The organism is Paraplanobispora siamensis (assembly GCF_016863175.1).
GTDB lineage: Bacteria > Actinomycetota > Actinomycetes > Streptosporangiales > Streptosporangiaceae > Planobispora > Planobispora siamensis.
This window is the reverse complement of sequence record NZ_BOOJ01000058.1, coordinates 69,350-87,384: the sequence shown is the minus strand read 5'-3', so window position 1 is coordinate 87,384 and position 18,035 is coordinate 69,350. Positions and strand designations below refer to the sequence as shown.

Genomic DNA, 18,035 nt, shown 5'->3' with positions numbered 1-18,035 from the left:
GATTCCCTGTGCGCCGGATGATCGGCCTTCTCGTGCCGCTGGCCCTGACGGCTCTGCTGTCACCGCTCTCCTGCGACGACGGCCGCACGTCCGCGGCCGAGTTCCGCGACCGCGCCCGGCAGGTGGCCGACCGCTGGCACGGCTCGGCAGCCGGCCGCGCCTGGCGCCAGGGGCTGGTGCCCCTGCAGGGCTGGCACATCGAGCCGGACTGGCAGCGCATGCCGGACTGGGTGGCGGTCAGCCAGACCAACAGCGTATGGACCCTGAACACCGAACTCCCCGGCGACACTCCACCCCCTGCGGTGCTGCGCTGGCCGGACGGCGCCACCATGACCGTCGCGCTGATCACCGCCCCGGCCGCCTACGCCGAGCTGACCGAGCCCGAGTTCGCCGAGGAGGAGTGCCCGGCCGTGGGCTGCCGGCCGCTGCGGGTGACCGGCGTCGAGCTCGGGCGAGCACGGATGGCCACCAGCCGGGGAACGCTGCAGATCCCGGCCTGGCACTTCACCGTCGCGGGCGTGCCCGCGCACTTCAGCGTGCCGGCGGTCGACCCTGCGGCGGTCACCGCCCGGCCCGTCGCCGAGGACGACAGGATCGAGCAGGTGACATCGTTCGAGGCGCTCACCGGCGATCCGCGGCGCGTGCGCCTGCACTACGGGCACGGCCGATGCGATGCCATCCACGGCGCCCGGGTCCACGAGACCGCCGATGTGGTCGTGGTCGGCGTCGACACCGAGTTCACCGGAGAGACGTGCCCGGCCATACTCGTCCTTGACGAGATCACCGTCACCCTCGACGCGCCGGTCGGCGCCCGGACCGTGCTGGACGCCCAGAGCGGCCTGCCGGTCCTGCCCACCGCCCTGGCACCCGCCGACCACGCCTTCCCTCCCCCGCCCTGACCAGAACACGAAAGGGCCAGCACGCCGTACCGGACACAGGGCCGGGGGCGGGGGCGGGGGCGGGCTCAGGCGAGCAGGAACTTCAGGCGGTCGTCGGCCAGCCACGGCGCGATCTCGACGATCTCGGCGCTGACGACGTCCTCGGCGACGAACGGGTCGGCCGCCACGCGGCTCTCCAGGTCCGCCCGCGAGGTGCCGTGGGCCACGATCGCACCGCCCTGCCCCGGCTGGATGCCGCCGACCAGCAGGAACACGCCGTCGTCGACGCCGCGTTCGATCCATTCCCGGTGGCCGGGCATGTGCTGTTCGGCGGCGGCCTTGTTGGCGGAGAACCGCAGCAACACCACGAACATGTGAGACCTCTCGGAATCGTCGAAATCGGGGGCGTCAGGCATCGGCCTGCGCGCCGTCTTCGTGCGCGGCGGGGACGGCGGCCTCGGAGCCCGCGGAGTATGCGCTCAGCCAGTCGTGCATCCGCCGGACCTCGCGGCGGATGAAGTCCTCATCCCGGAAGGCGTGCGCCAGCGTGGCGACGCCCTGGCTGAAGGCCAGCACGTGCATCGCCAGCGCGTCGGCCCGGGCCGGGTGCCCCAGCTGCGTGAACTGCTCGCGCAGCCACGCCCGGAAGAGCGTGAACAGCTCGCCGGCCTCGTCCAGAGCGGGGTGGCCGAGCTTGGCCAGCTCCGTGGTCAGGGTGCCCACGGGGCAGCCGTAGCTCTGGATGTCGGCGCGGTTGGTCACCACGATCTCGATGAACCGGCGGATCCGGCCGGCGGGGTCGGACTCCTCGGCCTCCCACTGCTCGAGCATCCGCCGCCGGCTCTCCAGCCGCGCGACGATCACCGCGCGCAGGATGTCGTCCTTGGACTTGAAGTGGTAATAGAAGTTCCCCCGGGAGATGTGCACGGCCTCGGCGATCGCCGCGAAGGAGGTGTGCCCGTAGCCCTGGTGGTAGAAGAGCCGGTCGGCCGCCTCGACGATATGGGCCCGGGTGGTCTCTGCACCCACTGCCTCGCACCTCCCGTGTTGCCGGCCGCCCCGTGGAACCGCTTTAGGACGGATGTCCTAGACGGAATAATAGGACAGCCGTCCTACGCGGTGTCAACCGGCTCCGGCTACCTGCCGCCCCCGCCGACCCCGAGGGCCAGGGCCTCCCGGCCCGGTCGCGGCACCGGGCGCGGCTGCGGCCGTTCGGAGTGGGTCGCGAGTTCGCGCACCTGCGGGGCGACGAGCGGTACGGTGCGCAGCGCGACCGTCATCCAGGCGCCGGCCAGCAGCGCGTACAGCCCCAGCGCCGCCCAGCCGAACAGCTCCGAGCCGAGCTGGACCGCCAGCGCGGAGGCGCCGGTCACACAGGTGCCGACGGGGAAGGTGAAGCTCCACCAGGTCATCGCGTACGGCAGGCCGCCGCGCCGTACGGTGCGGAGCAGGAAGAAGGCGGCCACCGCCAGCCAGGCCATCGCCGCGGTCCACACCGGCACCCCGTACCAGAGCCCGAAGGCGGCCAGCTCCGGCGCGGAGCGGGCCAGCTGGTTGACGGCGGTGACCGACTGGCCCAGCGGGCCGAGCACGATGACCAGCGTGGGCACCATCGAGGCGGCGCCGGGCCCGTGCACCCGGATGCGGCGGACCAGCACCGCCACGATCGGGATGACCGCGAGCAGGCTGAGGCCGAACAGGGCGTAGCAGGTCACCAGCAACGCCTCGCTCAGGGAGCCCACGTGCGGCACCAGGTGCGCGCCGCCGGTCGCCGCGACCATGGGCGGCACCACCGGCATCAGCCACAGTCCCGAGGCCTCCTCCAGCCGGGGCCGGTGCCGGGTGAGCATGAACCACGGGACCCCGATCATGGAGGCCAGCCCCAGGAGCGTGCCGGCCAGCCACAGCGTGGCGTCGACGACGATCGCGGCGCGCAGGCCGATCAGGTCCTGGCCGTAGAACAGGGTGCCCGTGCCGACGGTGAGCAGCGCCATCGGCGGCGCCCCCAGGAAGGGGGCGATCTCCGGATCGAAGCGGCGGTGCCGCCAGGTGAACGCCAGGGCGACCAGCATGATGCCGGACAGCAGCCATATGGCCGCCGCCAGGGGACGCAGGGCGTCGAGGTCCGGGGGTAGCGCGGTTGCGACGATACCGGTCCCCATGACGGTTACGTACCACTTCGGAGGCATGCGGCAACAATGGCCAGGGGCGCTTGACGCCCACTAGCAGTTCCCTTGATCGACAAAGGCGTCTCCGCCGGAGCGCGCCCGCCCCCAGGAGGGGTAGGCTGCCTATATATAGGCTGTCTACTCTTAGGATGAGCGATGGGCCGGACGAACCGGAACCTGCTGGTGTGGCTGCACGTGCTGACATCGGTGGGCTGGATGAGCCAGGCGCTCGCCCTGTTCACCCTGAACGTGTACGGCATGGCGACCGGTGACCGCGACGCGTACGTGATGGCGGAGCTGCTCGATGAGAACGTGCTGGTGCACCTGGCCAACGGGTCCCTGTTCACCGGATTCATGCTCTCGGCGCTCACCCGGTGGGGCTACTTCCAGTACTGGTGGGTGCTGGTGAAGTCCGCCATCTCGCTGGTCCAGCTCAACGTCGCCATCTTCGTGCTCAGCCCCGCGCTGACCGCGCTCGCGCAGGGCGAGGCCGTCGCCACTCCGGCGATGCCCGCGGGCACGCTCCTCATGGCCTCGGCCATCGCCTTCCAGGGCTGGCTCTCTATAGCCAAGCCGTGGAAGCGCACCCCGTGGACCGACAAGCCCGTGCCGTCGCCCGCGCCGCCCGCCTGGTTTCCGTACTTCGTCCTGGCGGTACCGGTGGCCGACTTCGCGCTCGCCTTCTTCGTCTTCGGCCACCCGGCCCCGCTCTTCTTCCTCCTCACGGCGGTCGGCTATCCCCTCTGGCGCTCCCGCCACCTGACCCCCGCACCGGCAGGAGCCCGGACCGGGTCATCCTGAACATCCCGTCGCCACCGCCGGCCCGGCTGGGGCCCGGGGGCGTCACTGGGCACCGAACCAGCCCGGCACGTCGAGGCGGAAGAGGTCCGGCGGCGTCACCTTGCGCAGGTCGGCCTCCAGCTCGCGCAGCCGTTGCGGCCCGATCACCTCGGCCCACCGGGCACGCAGCTCGTCGAAGACGCGCTCCGACCGGACCAGGGAGTCGGTGCCGTGCGCGGTGAGCCGGACGATCTTGCGCCGGGTGTCGCGGGGGTCGCAGGCGCGCTCGACGTAGCCGAGGCGTTCGAGCGTCTCGATCGTCTTGCCCGCCGCCTGCTTGGAGACCCCGAGCGTACGGCCCAGCTCCACGGCGGTGTCGCTGCCGCGCATGATCGCCTGGAGCACGAACCCGTGCATGGGGCGCAGATCGGGGTGGCCCTGCCGGGCGAGTTCGGCGTGGAGCTCGTCGATGAGGACGCGGAAGCCGAGGAGGAGCCGGATCGGCAGCTCGAAGCCGGGAGGGTCGCTTGGCATGGTGGACAACCTGGTCGACTGTATGGACAACGGCATTGACCAGCTTAGGAGTACGGCGCGGCGTCCGGCCTCTCGGATGCGGGGCCACCGATTACCAGGACCGCTCCAGGGTTTTACCTACAGTGATCATGCCGGTACTGGTAGAACTCTCTGGTGCGATGTGGGCCTGGGGGGCTGCATCGACGGGTCGGGCCTGCGAGGAGAAACGCCATCGACGGTGGCGATCCCCGTCTTCTCGCAGGTACCGGCGACGCACCCGAGCGCCGGCCGCTTCTCAGCGCGGGGTCAGGACGCAGAACTCGTTGCCCTCCGGGTCGGCGAGGATGACCCACGACACCTCGCCCTGGCCGAGGTCGACGTCGGTGGCGCCCAGAGCCCGCAGCCGGTCCACCTCCGCCGCCTGATCGTCACCGGGATAGGGCCGGAAGTCGAGATGGACACGGTTCTTCACGGTCTTCACGCCGGGTGTGCGCAGGAACTCCAGATACGGGCCGATCCCCTTGGCCGAGCGCAGCCTCGCGTGGTCGTCGCTCACCTCGTGCAGGGTCCAGTCCATGGCCCGGTCCCAGAACCGGGCCATGGCCCGCGGATCGGCGCACTCGACCACCACCGCGGCGATCGGCCCGGTGTCACGGTAGATCTCCCGCGGCTCCAGCACACAGAACTCGTTGCCCTCCGGATCGGCCAGAACCGTCCACGGCACATCCCCCTGCCCCACATCGGCCGGCGTCGCACCGAGCTCCCTCAGACGCGCGACCAGCTCCGCCTGATGAGCCGCAGAGGTGGTCGCCAGGTCGATGTGCACGCGGTTCTTGACCGTTTTGGGCTCCGGAACGGCGACGACGTCGATCCAGAGGGCGGCGGGGTCCGGATAGGCCAGGCCCTCCGGTTCGACGTTGGTCACATCGGGTCCCTCGCTGGAGACACCCCAGCCCAGCGCCTCCGCCCAGAACCGGCCCACTACGGAGTGATCCCCGGCATCCATCGCAATCTGCACAAGTCGCATCGCCATGCCGCCGATCTTATGCGCGATGCAATGAGGATCCCGGGAATTCACGCGTCACAACGGGCGCAGGTGTTCGATCACGACGTGGTGCCGCCCGGTCAGCCGCTGGGCGATCAGCGAGCGGTGGCAGGCCTCGGGGTCGCGCTCGACACAGAGCAGCGCCGCGGTCCCGCTGCCCGGCAGTGCCGACACGATCGGCGTGAGGTCGGCGAGGTCGAGGATCTCGGTGGTGTAGCGGCGGGTGTACTCGGCGGCGAGTTCACGGCGTGAGCGCTTGCCGACCCCCTGGCGGTCGTCCTCGGCGTACTGCAGCCGGCGCAACCCGGTGGTCGGGGCGAGCTCGGGGTGGTGCTCGTAGGCGATCTCGGCCTGGGCGAGGGCCGCCTGCAGCCGGCGAGAGTTCGCCCAGGCGTACTCGGGTCCGCGGACACCTCGGCGCTGGCGTACATCCAGCAGCAGACGCACCTCCGCGTGCCGCAGTCGTCGCAGGAAGGACTCGCCGTCGAAGCCGTAGACGCCGATCGTCACCATCCTGGGCACCGGAAATCCCCCTCCTTCCTCCAGCCCGCCGCCTCCGGCGTCTCTGCCGGAGGCGGCGGGGTCGCATCACGCGACGGCGGTCCCCTCAAGCTCGACCATCAGGTCGGGGATCGCCAGCCGCGTCACCCCGAGCATCGTGGTGGACGGCGCCGCCCCGGCGGCGCCCAGCCGCGCCGCCAGCACACCGTAGTGCTGGAAGAGCAGATCGACGTCGGTGGTGTAGACGTTGAGCCGGACGAGGTTCGCGAGGGACATGCCGGCCTCGCCGAGCACGGCCTCCAGGTTGTCGAGGCTCAGCGCCAGCTGCGCCGCCATGTCACCGGCGTGCTGGGGCTTGCCCTCCTCGCTCATCGCGGTCTGCCCGGAGCAGTACAGGGTCCGGCCGTGCCCGGAGACGATCTCGCCCTGGTTGTATCCCAGCTCCACCGACCACGGCCACGGGTTGACCGCCGTTCGCTCCACTGCCATATCAGCTCCATTCGATTCGTCGACATCCATACGTCCACAGGCTCGGCAACCGCCGTCCTCCCGGCCGCGCTGATCAGCCTCCCGGAGAATCACGACATCCTGTGTCGTGTATTCCGATAGCGTTTTCGTATGCGCGCCGACCGGCTGGTCTCCCTGGTGCTGCTGCTGCGCCGGCACGGCCGGCTGTCCGCGGCCGCGCTGGCCCGCGAGCTGGAGGTGTCCACCCGCACCGTGCTGCGCGACATCGAGGCGCTGTCCGCAGCCGGCGTGCCGGTCTACGCCGAACGCGGCCGGCACGGCGGTTTCGCGTTGCTTCCGGGTTTCCGGACCGAGCTCACCGGACTCAATCCCGACGAGGCCCTCGCCCTGCTGGTCGCCGGATCGCGGCGCGGCGCGCAGACGTTCGGCCTCGGCTCGGCGCTCGCTTCGGCGATGCTCAAGGTGGTCGACGCGCTGCCCGAAAGCTATCGGGACACCGCGGCCGGGGCGGCCGAGCGGTTGCTCATCGACCCGGAGACCGACCTGCTGTCGCGCCGGCTGGTCGCCGAGGAGGTGCCCGACGCCATCGTGGCCGAGGTGCTGCGCGCGGTGTTCGCCGGGCAGAGGCTGCGCATCCACTACGCGGCCGTGAACCAGAGCCCGCAGTGGCGCACGGTGGACCCGATCGGCCTGGTCACCGTGCGCGACAAGGGCTACCTGCTGGCCACGAGGTCCGGCGCGGACCGCACCTACCGGCTGTCCCGGATCCTGGCCGCCGAGAAACTCGCCGAACCCGCGCAGCGCCCGGACCGGGTCGATCTGGAACGGGCCTGGCAGGAACGCAGCACACGCTTCCGGACCGGCGGCGACCAGGTCGTCGTGCTGGTACGGGTGGACCCGGCGCGGCGGGAGGACCTGGTGAGCACCGCGCTGGCCGTCCTCGCCGAAGAGGCCGACCCGGACGGCCGGCTACGGCTGAAGGTGACCTTCCAGGATCCGAGGCACGCCGAATGGGCGCTGTGGCAGCTCACCACGGACGCGGAGGCCCTGGACCCGCAGTGGTTGCGCGACTCCCTGCGCGACCGCGCCGCCGCGATCGCCACCCGCTACGCGGCGTCATCCTGACAGTCGCCGCCTTCCGCGGTCCGGGGGTGCCGGACCGGGCCGGATTCGATGAAGGCTGTCGCACCGCAGGGGGCATGGTTGGAATATTGAAAAAGGGCTCACCGTGGCGTCCGGTCCGGCGCAGCGGCGATGGACATGGTCATTGACGGCCTCAGGAGTGATCATGAGCGGTGACCGAGGGGCACGAGCGAACGATCAGAAAGGGCGCGATCGTGCCGCGCAGCGTCGCGACCAGCTGGCCGGCCGACGCGATCGGGCGGCCGAGCAGCGCGATGCCGCCGCGCTGGTGCGCAATCAGGCCTCGAGGCAACGCGACCAGGCAGCCGAGCAACGGGACCAGGCGGCTGAGCAGCGGGACCAGACGGCCACCTGGGAGCGGTGGCCGACCGAGGAGCTCGACCGGCGTGCGCATGACCTGCTGTGGGCGGCCGAGCAGCGGGACCGGGCGACCGCGCAACGGGATCGGCAGGCCGGCCGGCGTCAGCACCGGCTGGCCGGACTCGGCGACGCGGTCGCGCGCGAGCTGGAGTTGCTGGCCGGTGAGCGGGCGCAGGCCGCGGCCGATCGCGAGTGCAACCAGGCCGATCGGGCCGCGCTGCGCGAGCTGCTGGCCCAACTGCGCGAACAGCGGCTGATCTCACAGGACGGCCGCGAGCGGGACCAGCAGCGGGCGGCGGCGGATCGGCAGGCCGCCGCCGAGGACCGGCGCAGCGACCAGGAGGACCGGCAGGCCAGCAGGAACGATCGCCGGATGGCCGCCGCGGACCGGCTGGGCGCGAGCGTCGACCGGCAGGCGGCCGCGGGACGGCGCACCCGGCAGAACCTGGACTTCGACGAGGAGGCCCAGGCACGCGGCGAGCGGTGACGGAGACCGGCCGGAACGCTTCCAACTGCGGATACAGCGGTTACGCCGGTTCGGCCAGGGGGTAGGAATGCCCCTGGCCCACAGTCCGGCCAGTGCGGCTGTAGCGGGGCAACGCCCACCACGACCGTTCCAGAGCAATCACGAGCGTGAGTGGAGGAGCCGATGGTTTCCATCCCGATCCCTACCGACGAACCCGAGCGGTTGGCGGAGCTGGCCACCCTGCAGTCCCTGCCCGCCGTACCCGAACCCGACTTCACCGCCGTCGCCCGGCTGGCCGCGGCCGTCTGCCAGGCCCCGCTCGCGCTGGTCACCCTCATCGACGGTGAAGGCCAGTCCTACAAGGGCCGCGTCGGCATCACCGCAACGCGCGGCGGCCGGGAGGCGACGGCGTGCTCGTATGTCATCTGCAGCCGCGAGGTGCTGGAGATCCCCGACGCGCTGGCCGATGAGCGCTTCGTCACCAACCCGTGGGTGACCGGTGAACCGTATGTGCGCTTCTACTGCGGCGCGCCGATCGTCACCAGCCACGACCACGCCCTGGGCGCGGTGTGCGTGATGGACCACGTGCCCCGTCGCCTGAAAGAGGACCAGCACCAGGCGCTGATCATGCTGGGCGCCGCCGTCGCCGGCCTGATGGAGGCCCGCTACTACACCCAGCGGGCCGATGAGATCATCACCCGGCTGCGGGAGACGGAGGAGCTGAAGAACCAGTTCCTGCGCACCGTCAACCACGAGCTGCGCACCCCGCTGACCTCGATCGCCAGCTACCTGCAGCTGATCAAGGACGGCGGGCTGGACGAGGTGACCGAGCAGAAGTTCCTGCGGGTGATCGAACGCAACAGCCAGCGCATCCTGGGGCTCATCGACGACTTGCTGCTGATGGCCAGCCTCAACGCCCGCACCCTCGCCCACCGCCCGGGCGCGGTGGACCTGGCCGAGCTGGCCCGGCGCGTGGTGGAGAAGGTCATGCCCGCCGCCCGCGAATGCCACCTCGCCGTGGGCGTGCGCGCCCCCGCCTCGGTGACGGCGTGGGCCGACGCCGCCCGGCTGGAGCACGCGCTGGCCCAGGTGCTGGACAACGCCGTCAAGTTCACCCCGCCCGGCGGGAGCGTCATCGTCGTCGTCACGGCCGAACCGGTCCCGACGATCGAGGTGCGCGACACCGGGATCGGCATCACCCCGGCGGATCTGGAGCACGTGCTGGATGACTTCTACCGCGGCGGTGAGGCGGAGGACCGGGCGATCGGCGGCACCGGCGTGGGGCTGTCCATCACCAACAAGATCGTCCAGCTGCACAGCGGACAGGTGCACATCGACAGCCGGCCCGGTCGCGGCACCCGGGTGCGCATCAGCCTGCCCGGCACCGCCGGCGACACCTCACCGTCACCGGATCCCGGACTGCCGAACGGCCACGCCACGCGCCGCTAGAACCCGCGCCGCAAGCCGGGACGACGGCCGGCCCGTGCGTGACAGCGTGGGCGATCAGTCCTGGCGCCAGATGACGAAGCGCGGGAAGGCGTGCGAGCCGGGCCGGTCGCCGACCTCGTCGACGGCTTTGCGGACCTCCAACAGGTCGGCGACGGTCATCTCCAGAGGCGGCTCGTCCGGCTGGTAGGTGGTGCGGATCGGATAGTCGACTCCGGGACGTGTCGTCATCTCGATGTGGCAGCCGAGGACGTGGGTGACGGGCCGGGCGGCGGCGAAGTCGACCAGCCGGTCGATGGTGCGGGTGAAGGCCTGCCAGTCCTGGACGTAGAGCCTGCCGGGATAGACGGTGTCCCCGGTCAGCAGGAAACCGGTGTGCGGGTCGTAGAACGTCACGGCCGCCTCGTGGTGGCCGGGGGTGGCCAGGCATTCCAGCACCCGGCCGCCGCCCAGATCGACCGGGGCGACGCGGTCGGGATCGGCGTCGAAGCCGAAGTACGGCCATGCGGAGTCCTTGCGGGCCCCCACGACCAGGGTGCCGGGACGGTCGGCGAACTGGGAGTCGCCCGCGGTGTGGTCGCCGTGGGCGTGGGTGTGCAGGACCAGCAGGCGGTAACCGTCACGAGGATGGCGGGCGAGCCAGCTGCCGACGAGGTCGTCGACCACGTCCCGCAAGGGGAAGAACTCGGCCGACTCGGTCGCTCCGGTGTCCAGCAGAACGGCCCGATCGGCGCCGAACAGCAGGAACAGGAAGGGCGCCTCGTAGTTGATCGCCTTGTTCTGCCGCAGCACGAACGTGTGCTCGTCGTAGGCGTACACCTGGATGTCGGGATCGGTGTTGTGCTTGGCCGACGGCGAGCCGTGGATCCACGCCACGTCGAAGGCCCGGGCCCGGGGCGGGGAGGAGGCGAAAGTGATCGTTTCTGGGGTTCCCATGGGGCTGTCTCCGTAAGTGGTCTGGTCGTCAACAAGATCCTGCGGTCCCCACGGCCGATGGTAAAGGGGCCACTGCCGCCGAGGCGGTGGAGCGGTTCGGCCTGCGGCGGCACGACAGGCCTCCCCGTGGAGCTACAGCCGGCTCAGGATCTGCATGGCCTCCCTCTCGATGTGCGAAAGATCGTGGAGGATGACGCCGGCCTGCTCCAGGTGCTCGGCGTCGCCGCTCTCCCCTGCCTTCGCGATCAAGGTGGACACCTCCGTCCACAGCACGGCGGCCTCGGCGTACAGCCGGTGACCGGCGCGGAGGTCGCCGTCGTCGATCAGCCGGGTGCACTCGTCGAGGAAGTCGCGGTAGAGAGCGCGGAACAGGGCGCCGCCGGTGCCGCCCCTCTCCATGAGAAGAGCGGCCTGCGGCAGGTCCCGCTGCGGCTCGCCGGCGCGGAGCAGCCAGCCGGGCACCTTCTTGCCGGCTTTCTCGATGCCGCGGTGGCCCAGGTTCGCGATGGGAGCGGCGAGGAAGGCCTCGGCGCAGTCTCTGATGGCGGGGACGATCCGCTCCTGCCAGGAGAGCGGGTGAGCGGGCAGCGTGATGGTGAAGGACCGGTTCCTGGCGGTCATCGGACCGCGTTCGGCCCGCGCCATGGCGAGACCGGCCCGGCTGGTGCGCACCGCTCCTCCCTGCTGGTCGGTGTCCACCAGGTAGACGTCGTGCTCGTCGTAGCCGTACATGGCCACCATGTGACCGCCGAAGTGCACCCTGGAGCGGAAGTAGTCCAGGTGGTAGGAGTCGAGCTGGAGGCCGACCGGCCGGCCGGCGTCGATGGGGGCGGCCACGTTCTGCCACGCCTTGCGCGGCGAGGCGGTCTCCTCGGCCGTCAGCGTCAGCCCCAGCCTGGCGGCCAGGTTCCTGGTGAGATCGAAGGGCTTGACGCGGCCTCCGAGAAAGGGGAAGGCCATGCCCCTGCTGTCCCAGTAGACGAAGGACAGGCCCGAGCCCAGCCCGAACAGCATGGGCTCGGACAGGTCGAGCCCTTCGTGCCGCAACAGCACTCCCAGCGCCGTCGTCTCACAGTGGTGCATGCCGCGGGCCTCGACGTCCACGATGGTCATGCGTCGCTCTCCTCACGCTGACGCGGCGAACGGTCACGCCGTCCCCGCCCCCGTCCCCTTCACGACCGGTTACCGGGCCGTTGAAAGGAGTGTGCGGCCTCCCCCGGTGGGAGAGTCCAGCCGCGAACGAGGGCGGTGGCGGGTGATCGACGGATCACGATGAGCGCTACGGAGGACGTCGGGATGTCCGACTCATACGTGACAGTCCGTCACCTGTGGTCGTTCTCCACCAGTGGCACGACGTAGGCCCGGCGCTCGCAGATCAGGCCGTCGCGCATCACGAACACCTCGCCCATCGCGGCGCGCATCACGCTGCCGTCCTTCTGGAGTGCTTCGAGGGTCATCTCCGCCATGACGACGTCGTTCTCCTCGACCATCCGCGTGATCTCCACCTTCGGGGGGACGCCGACCGGATCCGGCCCCTCGATGTTGGCGTCGTAGGCCTCCTTGCCGGTGATCCGGTAATGGCCGAACACGGTCCACTCGATGTCGTCGGTCAGGCACGACAGGATCTGCTCGTGATCGGACTTGTTGAACCCGTCGATGTACCGCTCGACGGTCTGCTTGTTCGCTGACTGGCCCGCAGTGGACATGACCCTCCTTCGTCGTTCACCGGTCAGTCGGCGCCGGTCGAGCTTTCTCGACACGCTGTCCGGAGAAAAGTCCGGGGCCCGGCTAGCGCTGCTTGAGGCGCTGCGCCTCCTTGCGCACCTCGGCCTGGACCGACCGCTCGCGCTGCAGCCACTCGGGGTTGTCCGCCTTGATGGCGTCGATCTCGGCGGTGGTGAGCGGCCCGGTGATGCCGCCCCTGGCCAGGCCCGAGTTGGAGACGCCCAGCTTCGCGGCGACGACCTGCCGGGGGTGCGGCCCGTTGCGCCGCAGGTCGGCCAGCCAGGCCGGCGGAGCGGCCTGCATCGCGTTCAGCTCATCCCTGGAGACGAGTCCCTCCTGGAACTCGGCGGGGGTGGCCGACAGGAGGACGCCCAGCTTCTTGGCTGCGGTCGCGGGCTTCATCGTCTGGATGGTCTTGGGCTTGGCCATGGTGTCAAGGGTATGGCTCCAAGCCGCCTCCCCCGACATCGGTACTCTGAGGAAGTGACTGACAGGGAGTTCCGGCTGGCTTACGTACCCGGGGTGACGCCCGCCAAATGGGTCAACATCTGGGCCGAGCGCGTACCCGACGTGCCGCTCACCCTGATCCCCGTCGCCGCCGCCGAGGTGGTGGAGCTCCTGCGCGACGGCGGCGCCGACGCCGGGTTCGTGCGGTTGCCCGTGGACCGCGAGGGGCTCAGCGTGATCCCTCTCTACGTCGAGACCACCATGGTCGTGGTGCCGAAGGATCACCTGGTGGCCGCCGCCGACGAGGTGACCGTCGCCGATCTCGCCGACGACGAGGTGCTCCATCCGATGGACGACACCCTTGAGTGGACGACTCTGCCGGGGCTGCCGGCCTTCAGGCGTCCGGACACGACGGCGGAGGCGATCGAGCTGGTGGCGGCGGGGGCCGGGCTGCTTCTGGTCCCGCAGTCGCTGGCGCGCCTGTACCACCGCAGGGATCTGACCTACCGGCCGGTTGTGGAGACGCCGCAGTCACAGGTCGCGCTGGCCTGGCCCGCGGAGGCGACGACCGATCTGGTGGAGGACTTCATCGGCATCGTCCGCGGGCGTACGGCGAACAGCTCGCGGGGCCGTACCCCCGCACCCGCCCCGCAGAAGGCGCGCAAGCAGCCGCGCAACCCCGCTCCGGGCGGATCGGGCCGCCGGGGCGCGCAGACCGGCCGGGGCAGGAAGGGCCACCGGCCCCGCTGAGCCGTCGTTCCCGGCGTGGAGCCGGCGGATCACGCCGAGTCCGTCCTCCGATCCCGGACTGCCCCCGGCCGATCTCCCGCCTTCCGCGCCGCCAGGATGATGAGCACGCCGGCGACGGTCCCGGCGAAGAACGGGGAGGGCACGAGGAGGACGCCGCCCAGCAGGCACCAGGCCGCCAGGCCCCAGCCGATTCCGGCGGGCACGGCCACCCCGCGTCCGGCGAGGTACCAGGTCAGGCAGCCCAGGAGGACCAGGGGTACCGAGAAGCTCGCCGGGCCGCCCCAGAAGACGGCCTGGTTCCGGAGGGACTCCACCGTCGGTACGGCGTCCCCGCGCGAGAGCACGAGCGGGACCGCCGCCCACATCCCCCGGTCCACCCAGCCGGTGACGTCCTGCCGGGCGATGAGCGTCAGCAGGGACAGGTGCCCCGCCCCCAGCACGATCATGATCCCGCTCGCCCAGCGGAGCAGTCGTTTTCCGGAGTTCATCGTGAGCCTCCTTCTTTTCTGTGTTGGCCGACACAGGCTATATCGACTAACACTTGCTATGTCATCCGGCATACCTGATTAGATGGACCGCATGGCCACGCGACGTATCGAGAGGACTCAGGAGAGCCGCCGGCTGCTGGTGGCGGCCGCCGCCGAGCTCTTCGCCGAGAAGGGGTACCGGCAGACGAGCTTCATCGACATCGCCGAACGGGCCGGCATCAGCCGCGGCTCCATCCCCTGGCACTTCGGCAACAAGCTGGGCCTGCTGGAGGCGGTGGTCGACGACCGGCTCCAGACCGTGCTGACCGGTCTCACCCCGCCCGCCGGGGAACATCCCGGCGATCCGCTCGACCAGGTCATGGAGTTCATCCGCCTGCCCGCCGCGCGCCTGTTCATCACCCTGCTCGCCGAGGCCGTGGAGGTGGACTCACCGATCCGCGAGCACTACGCGCGGCTGCACACGGCGCTCCGGCAGGCGGTACGGGCCCGGATACCGGCGCAGGCGCTCCCCGCGGGAACCACGCCGGAGGCGTTCACGGTCCTGCTGGTGGGGGCCGTCATCGGCGTTCACGCCCAGTGGCGGGTGGCCCCCGAGGCGGTGGACCTCGACGCCGTCGGCACCGCGATCCGCGCCCTGCTGCCGGCGGGCCCCGGGCGGGCCTGACGCGGCGCCGATAACGTGGACGGGCGGACACACGCCGGCGCGAGCCGGTCGCGGTCCGCCCGTCGTCAGGTCAGGCGCCGGGTGCGCGGCGTCACCAGTTGTAGACGATGTCTCCGTTGCTGTTGACCATCTTGAAGGTTCCGTCGCCCTGGTCGATCACGCACCCGAAGCCACCGTCCCCCGTCTCTCCGCAGAAGGTGTCGGCGGCGGCCGGGCCCGCCACGGCGACCCCGCCGCCCACGATGACGCCGGCGGCGGCGACGGCGACGGCGAGCCTCCTGGCCCGCCTGCTGGTGGTGTTGTTGTGCTGCATTGCTGACTCCTCAGTGCCGATGGCTTGTCGGTCACAGGAGTTCGTAGCAACCACTCGGCCGGATTGCGTTCGGACGAGATCCCGGCGGCGCCGACCGCCCCCTGTGCATCGCCTGGCCGGATCCCGCTGGCTTCTACCTCGATTTCGTCGCCGTTCCAGACCCCGAAACGGTGAACTACCGCGTGCGTCTCGAGCTCTCGACCACCTCTGCGGCTCATCAGGCGGAGCTGGTCTCCGTCTGGCGGAGCTCGGTGAAGTGGCCGCCCGTGTCAGTCGTGAACGTGCACGATGTCGGCGTCGGGGGCGTGCATGAGGGAGCCCGCGTGCTCCCCGAACAGCCTCGCCACCAATTCGCCGCGGCTGCCGACGTCCACCTTGGCGAAGATCGCCTTGAGGTGGTCGCGGACCGTGTGCGTGGACAGGTGCAGCCGGGTGGCGATCTCCGCGGTGGTGTGCCCGCGCGCCACGCACTCGGTGACCTCGCGCTCGCGCGGCGTCAGCGCGTACGCCTCCACGATGATCGGGACGATCTGCATCGCCGTCGCCGGCTCGAACACCACCGAGACCGGCCCCGCCTGGCCCCTCCGGTCCTGCAGCACCGAGGCGTGGATGCCGACCCAGCGCCCGCTGTCACCGCGCACCCGTATGACGGCGGGACCGGATTCCCGCTCGGCGGCCACGGCCCGGGCGCGCGCCACCACCGAGGCGACGGCCCCCGTCCGCAGAGTGGTCGACAGAGGCGACCAGGGCGAGCCGCCCAGCTCCCCGAACCAGTGCTCGGCCTGGGCGTCGGCGAAGACGATCCGGTCATCGGCGTCGAACAGCGCCGTGCCCGGCGCGTCGGCCGCGCCCGCCGCGGTCGCGCCCGGGCCGGTGGCGACGGCCAGTCCGGCCAGGCTCAGTGCGATCCCCGGCGCCAGGGCGGCCACGTGGCGCAGGTCGCGCTCGTCGAAGGGCGGACGGTCGCCGGAGCGGAACAGGTCCACCACCCCCCACGCGCCCGCGCCGATGCGGAAGGCGGCGCGCAGGTTGTCGGCGTACCCCAGCGGCCGCATGAACTCCCGGAAGCGCACACTGCGGCCCAGGTTGCCACCGGTGACCTGCCGCAACGTCCCCACGGCGGAGGCCGAGCGGGCGACGTCGCGGAAGGTCAGCATGTCGTGCGCGCCGTACTCGCGCTGCCAGTAGGTCTCGCAGTGCTCCTGCCCGATGTTCTCCACGCGCATGGGCGAGGTCGGCAGGACGGTGGCCGGGTCGGTGCCGATCCAGGCCGCCGCGTCGTACGGCACCACCCGGCGAAGACGCCGCGCGGCCGCCGCGAAGAGCTCCGACCCCCTGCCCGACACTTCCAGCGCCCGCTCACGCGCGGGCGCCTCAGCGCCGGCTGACTCCCCGATGCCGTCCATACCGCCATGATCGCAGGCCGTCGCATGCGGCACATCCCCCATCTGCGGGGGGTGGCGCCCCGCGATACCCCCGCCGGGCGGGATGGGGCCGCCGCCTGTTCCCCGGCACTCTCGATCACGACGACAACGATCACCGATCGAGAAGGACACCACGATGCCCGCCATCCCTCTCCCCGGCCTGCAATCCCTGCGCCCACGGCTCGAAGGGTCGCTGGTCCTGCCCGGTGACCCGGGCTGGGACGCCGCCCGCTCGGCCTGGCAGCTCGCTGTGGACCAGCGCCCGGCCGCCGTGGTGCTGGCCCGCTCCGCCGCGGACGTGGCCGCCACCCTGGAGACGGCCCGCGCCTGCGGGCTGCGCGTGGCCCCGCAGAGCAGCGGGCACAACGCCGCTCCGCTCGGCCCGCTGGACGACACCATCCTGCTGCGCACCTTCGAGATGGCGCATGTGCACATCGACCCCGAGCGACGACTGGCCCGCGTGGGAGCCGGGGTGGTGTGGGCGGAGGTGAGCGCGGCGGCCGCCAAGCACGGCCTGGCCGGGCTCGCCGGAACCGCCTCCGACGTCGGCGTGGTCGGTTACACCCTGGGCGGCGGCCTGTCCTGGTTCGCCCGCTCCCACGGCCTGGCCGCCAACCACGTGACCGCCGCCACCGTGGTGACCGCCGACGGGCGCATCCGGCGCGTGGACGCCTGGCACGAGCCGGACCTGTTCTGGGCGATCCGCGGCGGCGGGGGCGCGCACGCGATCATCACCGAGCTGGAGTTCGCCCTGTTCCCCATCACCGAGGTGTACGCGGGCGCGATGTACTGGCCGCTGGAACGGGCCGAGGAGGTGCTGAAGCGGTGGCGCGACTGGACCGCCACCGTGCCGGACTCGGTCACCTCCCTCGGCCGGTTGCTGCGCTTCCCGCCGTTGCAGGAGATCCCGCAGCCGTTCCGGGGCCGCAGCCTGGTGGCGGTCGAGGCGGTGGCCCAGCTCGACCGGGAGGCGGCCGACGCGCTGCTGGCGCCGCTGCGCGAACTCGCTCCCGAACTCGACACCTTCGCGCCCACCCCGGCCGCCGCGCTCGACATGCTGCATCTCGACCCGCCCGGCCCCACCCCGGCCGCGGGGGACGGCTTCCAGCTGACCGAGCTGTCCGACGAGACCCTGGCCGCGCTGCTCGCGGTGGCCGGCCCCGGAGCCGACGTCCCTCTCCTGACGATCGAGGCCCGTCACCTCGGTGGCGCGCTCGCCCCGGGTGCCCGCTCCGGCGGCGCGGTGTCGTCGCTGGACGCGGCCTTCACCGTGTTCTCCGGGGGCATCACCGTCGACGCCGCCTCCGCGGCGGCCGTGCACACCGCCCTCGACGTGATCGACAGAGTGCTGGCCCCGTGGCGCGCCCGCACCTCCTACCGCAACTTCACCGAACGGCCGGGCCACGGGATCGCTTTCGAGCCCGATCACGTACGGCGCAGGCTGCGGCAGATCAAGCAGGCCTACGACCCGCACGATGTGATCAAGGCCAACCACCCGATCGATTCATCCCGGTAGACGC

General features: G+C 71.4%; 22 protein-coding genes. 8 read left to right on the top strand and 14 right to left on the bottom strand.

Features of this window, described 5'->3' with window-relative positions; genetic code table 11:
* The first annotated feature begins 8 nt into the window (after positions 1-8).
* Entirely contained in the window at positions 9-899 is an 891-nt protein-coding gene (locus tag Psi01_RS33040) for a hypothetical protein (RefSeq protein WP_204068066.1), read from the top strand.
* Positions 900-964: 65 nt separating this feature from the next.
* Here the strand turns inward: Psi01_RS33040 and Psi01_RS33035 are convergent, their stop codons facing one another.
* From Psi01_RS33035 to Psi01_RS33025, 3 genes are all read right to left on the bottom strand, one after another.
* Positions 965-1,252, bottom strand: a complete 288-nt coding sequence (locus Psi01_RS33035) for a YciI family protein (RefSeq protein ID WP_204068065.1) — start codon at positions 1,250-1,252, stop codon at positions 965-967.
* 34 nt (positions 1,253-1,286) lie between these two features.
* Entirely contained in the window at positions 1,287-1,907 is a 621-nt protein-coding gene (locus Psi01_RS33030; protein WP_204068064.1) for a TetR/AcrR family transcriptional regulator, read from the bottom strand.
* Positions 1,908-2,014: 107 nt separating this feature from the next.
* The gene (locus tag Psi01_RS33025; protein WP_275424628.1) at positions 2,015-3,067 is read right to left on the bottom strand and encodes a TDT family transporter; all 1,053 of its coding nucleotides are present in this window, start codon (positions 3,065-3,067) and stop codon (positions 2,015-2,017) included.
* 135 nt (positions 3,068-3,202) lie between these two features.
* Between Psi01_RS33025 and Psi01_RS33020 the strand changes: the two genes are divergently transcribed.
* On the top strand, positions 3,203-3,847 hold the full coding sequence (locus Psi01_RS33020) for a hypothetical protein (RefSeq protein ID WP_204068062.1): 645 nt from the start codon (positions 3,203-3,205) through the stop codon (positions 3,845-3,847).
* Between the two features lie 42 nt (positions 3,848-3,889).
* Here Psi01_RS33020 and Psi01_RS33015 read toward each other — a convergent pair whose 3' ends face one another.
* The 4 genes from Psi01_RS33015 to Psi01_RS33000 form a co-directional block, all read right to left on the bottom strand.
* On the bottom strand, positions 3,890-4,360 hold the full coding sequence (locus tag Psi01_RS33015; RefSeq protein WP_204068061.1) for a MarR family winged helix-turn-helix transcriptional regulator: 471 nt from the start codon (positions 4,358-4,360) through the stop codon (positions 3,890-3,892).
* A 274-nt stretch (positions 4,361-4,634) separates the two neighbouring features.
* Positions 4,635-5,372, bottom strand: coding sequence for a VOC family protein (locus Psi01_RS33010; RefSeq protein WP_239128200.1), 738 nt, complete (start codon positions 5,370-5,372; stop codon positions 4,635-4,637).
* Positions 5,373-5,420: 48 nt separating this feature from the next.
* Positions 5,421-5,897, bottom strand: a complete 477-nt coding sequence (locus Psi01_RS33005) for a DUF488 domain-containing protein (protein ID WP_239128211.1) — start codon at positions 5,895-5,897, stop codon at positions 5,421-5,423.
* Positions 5,898-5,972: 75 nt separating this feature from the next.
* Positions 5,973-6,368, bottom strand: coding sequence for a RidA family protein (locus Psi01_RS33000; protein WP_204068110.1), 396 nt, complete (start codon positions 6,366-6,368; stop codon positions 5,973-5,975).
* A 135-nt stretch (positions 6,369-6,503) separates the two neighbouring features.
* Here Psi01_RS33000 and Psi01_RS32995 point away from each other — a divergent pair, with 135 nt between their 5' ends.
* The 3 genes from Psi01_RS32995 (at position 6,504) to Psi01_RS32985 (ending at position 9,771) form a co-directional block, all read left to right on the top strand.
* Positions 6,504-7,478, top strand: coding sequence for a helix-turn-helix transcriptional regulator (locus Psi01_RS32995; RefSeq protein WP_204068059.1), 975 nt, complete (start codon positions 6,504-6,506; stop codon positions 7,476-7,478).
* Between the two features lie 163 nt (positions 7,479-7,641).
* Entirely contained in the window at positions 7,642-8,343 is a 702-nt protein-coding gene (locus Psi01_RS32990) for a hypothetical protein (protein ID WP_204068058.1), read from the top strand.
* 162 nt (positions 8,344-8,505) lie between these two features.
* A complete protein-coding gene (locus Psi01_RS32985; protein ID WP_204068057.1) occupies positions 8,506-9,771 on the top strand; it encodes a GAF domain-containing sensor histidine kinase in 1,266 nt (421 codons plus the stop codon).
* Positions 9,772-9,825: 54 nt separating this feature from the next.
* Here Psi01_RS32985 and Psi01_RS32980 read toward each other — a convergent pair whose 3' ends face one another.
* From Psi01_RS32980 to Psi01_RS32965, 4 genes are all read right to left on the bottom strand, one after another.
* Entirely contained in the window at positions 9,826-10,704 is an 879-nt protein-coding gene (locus tag Psi01_RS32980) for an MBL fold metallo-hydrolase (protein WP_204068056.1), read from the bottom strand.
* A 132-nt stretch (positions 10,705-10,836) separates the two neighbouring features.
* Positions 10,837-11,817: a BtrH N-terminal domain-containing protein gene (locus Psi01_RS32975; protein WP_204068055.1), complete on the bottom strand. Its 981-nt coding sequence runs from the start codon at positions 11,815-11,817 to the stop codon at positions 10,837-10,839.
* A 209-nt stretch (positions 11,818-12,026) separates the two neighbouring features.
* On the bottom strand, positions 12,027-12,410 hold the full coding sequence (locus tag Psi01_RS32970) for a nuclear transport factor 2 family protein (RefSeq protein WP_204068054.1): 384 nt from the start codon (positions 12,408-12,410) through the stop codon (positions 12,027-12,029).
* A gap of 82 nt (positions 12,411-12,492) precedes the next feature.
* Entirely contained in the window at positions 12,493-12,858 is a 366-nt protein-coding gene (locus tag Psi01_RS32965; RefSeq protein WP_204068053.1) for a DUF5997 family protein, read from the bottom strand.
* 54 nt (positions 12,859-12,912) lie between these two features.
* Here Psi01_RS32965 and Psi01_RS32960 point away from each other — a divergent pair, with 54 nt between their 5' ends.
* Positions 12,913-13,626: a LysR family substrate-binding domain-containing protein gene (locus tag Psi01_RS32960; RefSeq protein WP_239128199.1), complete on the top strand. Its 714-nt coding sequence runs from the start codon at positions 12,913-12,915 to the stop codon at positions 13,624-13,626.
* Positions 13,627-13,655: 29 nt separating this feature from the next.
* Here the strand turns inward: Psi01_RS32960 and Psi01_RS32955 are convergent, their stop codons facing one another.
* Positions 13,656-14,114, bottom strand: a complete 459-nt coding sequence (locus tag Psi01_RS32955) for a DUF6463 family protein (protein ID WP_204068051.1) — start codon at positions 14,112-14,114, stop codon at positions 13,656-13,658.
* A gap of 91 nt (positions 14,115-14,205) precedes the next feature.
* On the opposite strand from Psi01_RS32955, the gene Psi01_RS32950 reads away from it, so the two are divergent.
* Positions 14,206-14,778, top strand: coding sequence for a TetR/AcrR family transcriptional regulator (locus tag Psi01_RS32950; RefSeq protein WP_204068050.1), 573 nt, complete (start codon positions 14,206-14,208; stop codon positions 14,776-14,778).
* 91 nt (positions 14,779-14,869) lie between these two features.
* Here the strand turns inward: Psi01_RS32950 and Psi01_RS32945 are convergent, their stop codons facing one another.
* Positions 14,870-15,091: a hypothetical protein gene (locus tag Psi01_RS32945; RefSeq protein ID WP_204068049.1), complete on the bottom strand. Its 222-nt coding sequence runs from the start codon at positions 15,089-15,091 to the stop codon at positions 14,870-14,872.
* Positions 15,092-15,360: 269 nt separating this feature from the next.
* Positions 15,361-16,497 carry a helix-turn-helix domain-containing protein gene (locus Psi01_RS32940; RefSeq protein WP_204068048.1) on the bottom strand — a complete coding sequence of 379 codons (1,137 nt, stop codon included), beginning with the start codon at positions 16,495-16,497 and terminating at the stop codon, positions 15,361-15,363.
* Between the two features lie 154 nt (positions 16,498-16,651).
* On the opposite strand from Psi01_RS32940, the gene Psi01_RS32935 reads away from it, so the two are divergent.
* Positions 16,652-18,031, top strand: a complete 1,380-nt coding sequence (locus tag Psi01_RS32935; protein WP_204068047.1) for an FAD-binding oxidoreductase — start codon at positions 16,652-16,654, stop codon at positions 18,029-18,031.
* The last annotated feature ends 4 nt before the right edge of the window (positions 18,032-18,035 follow it).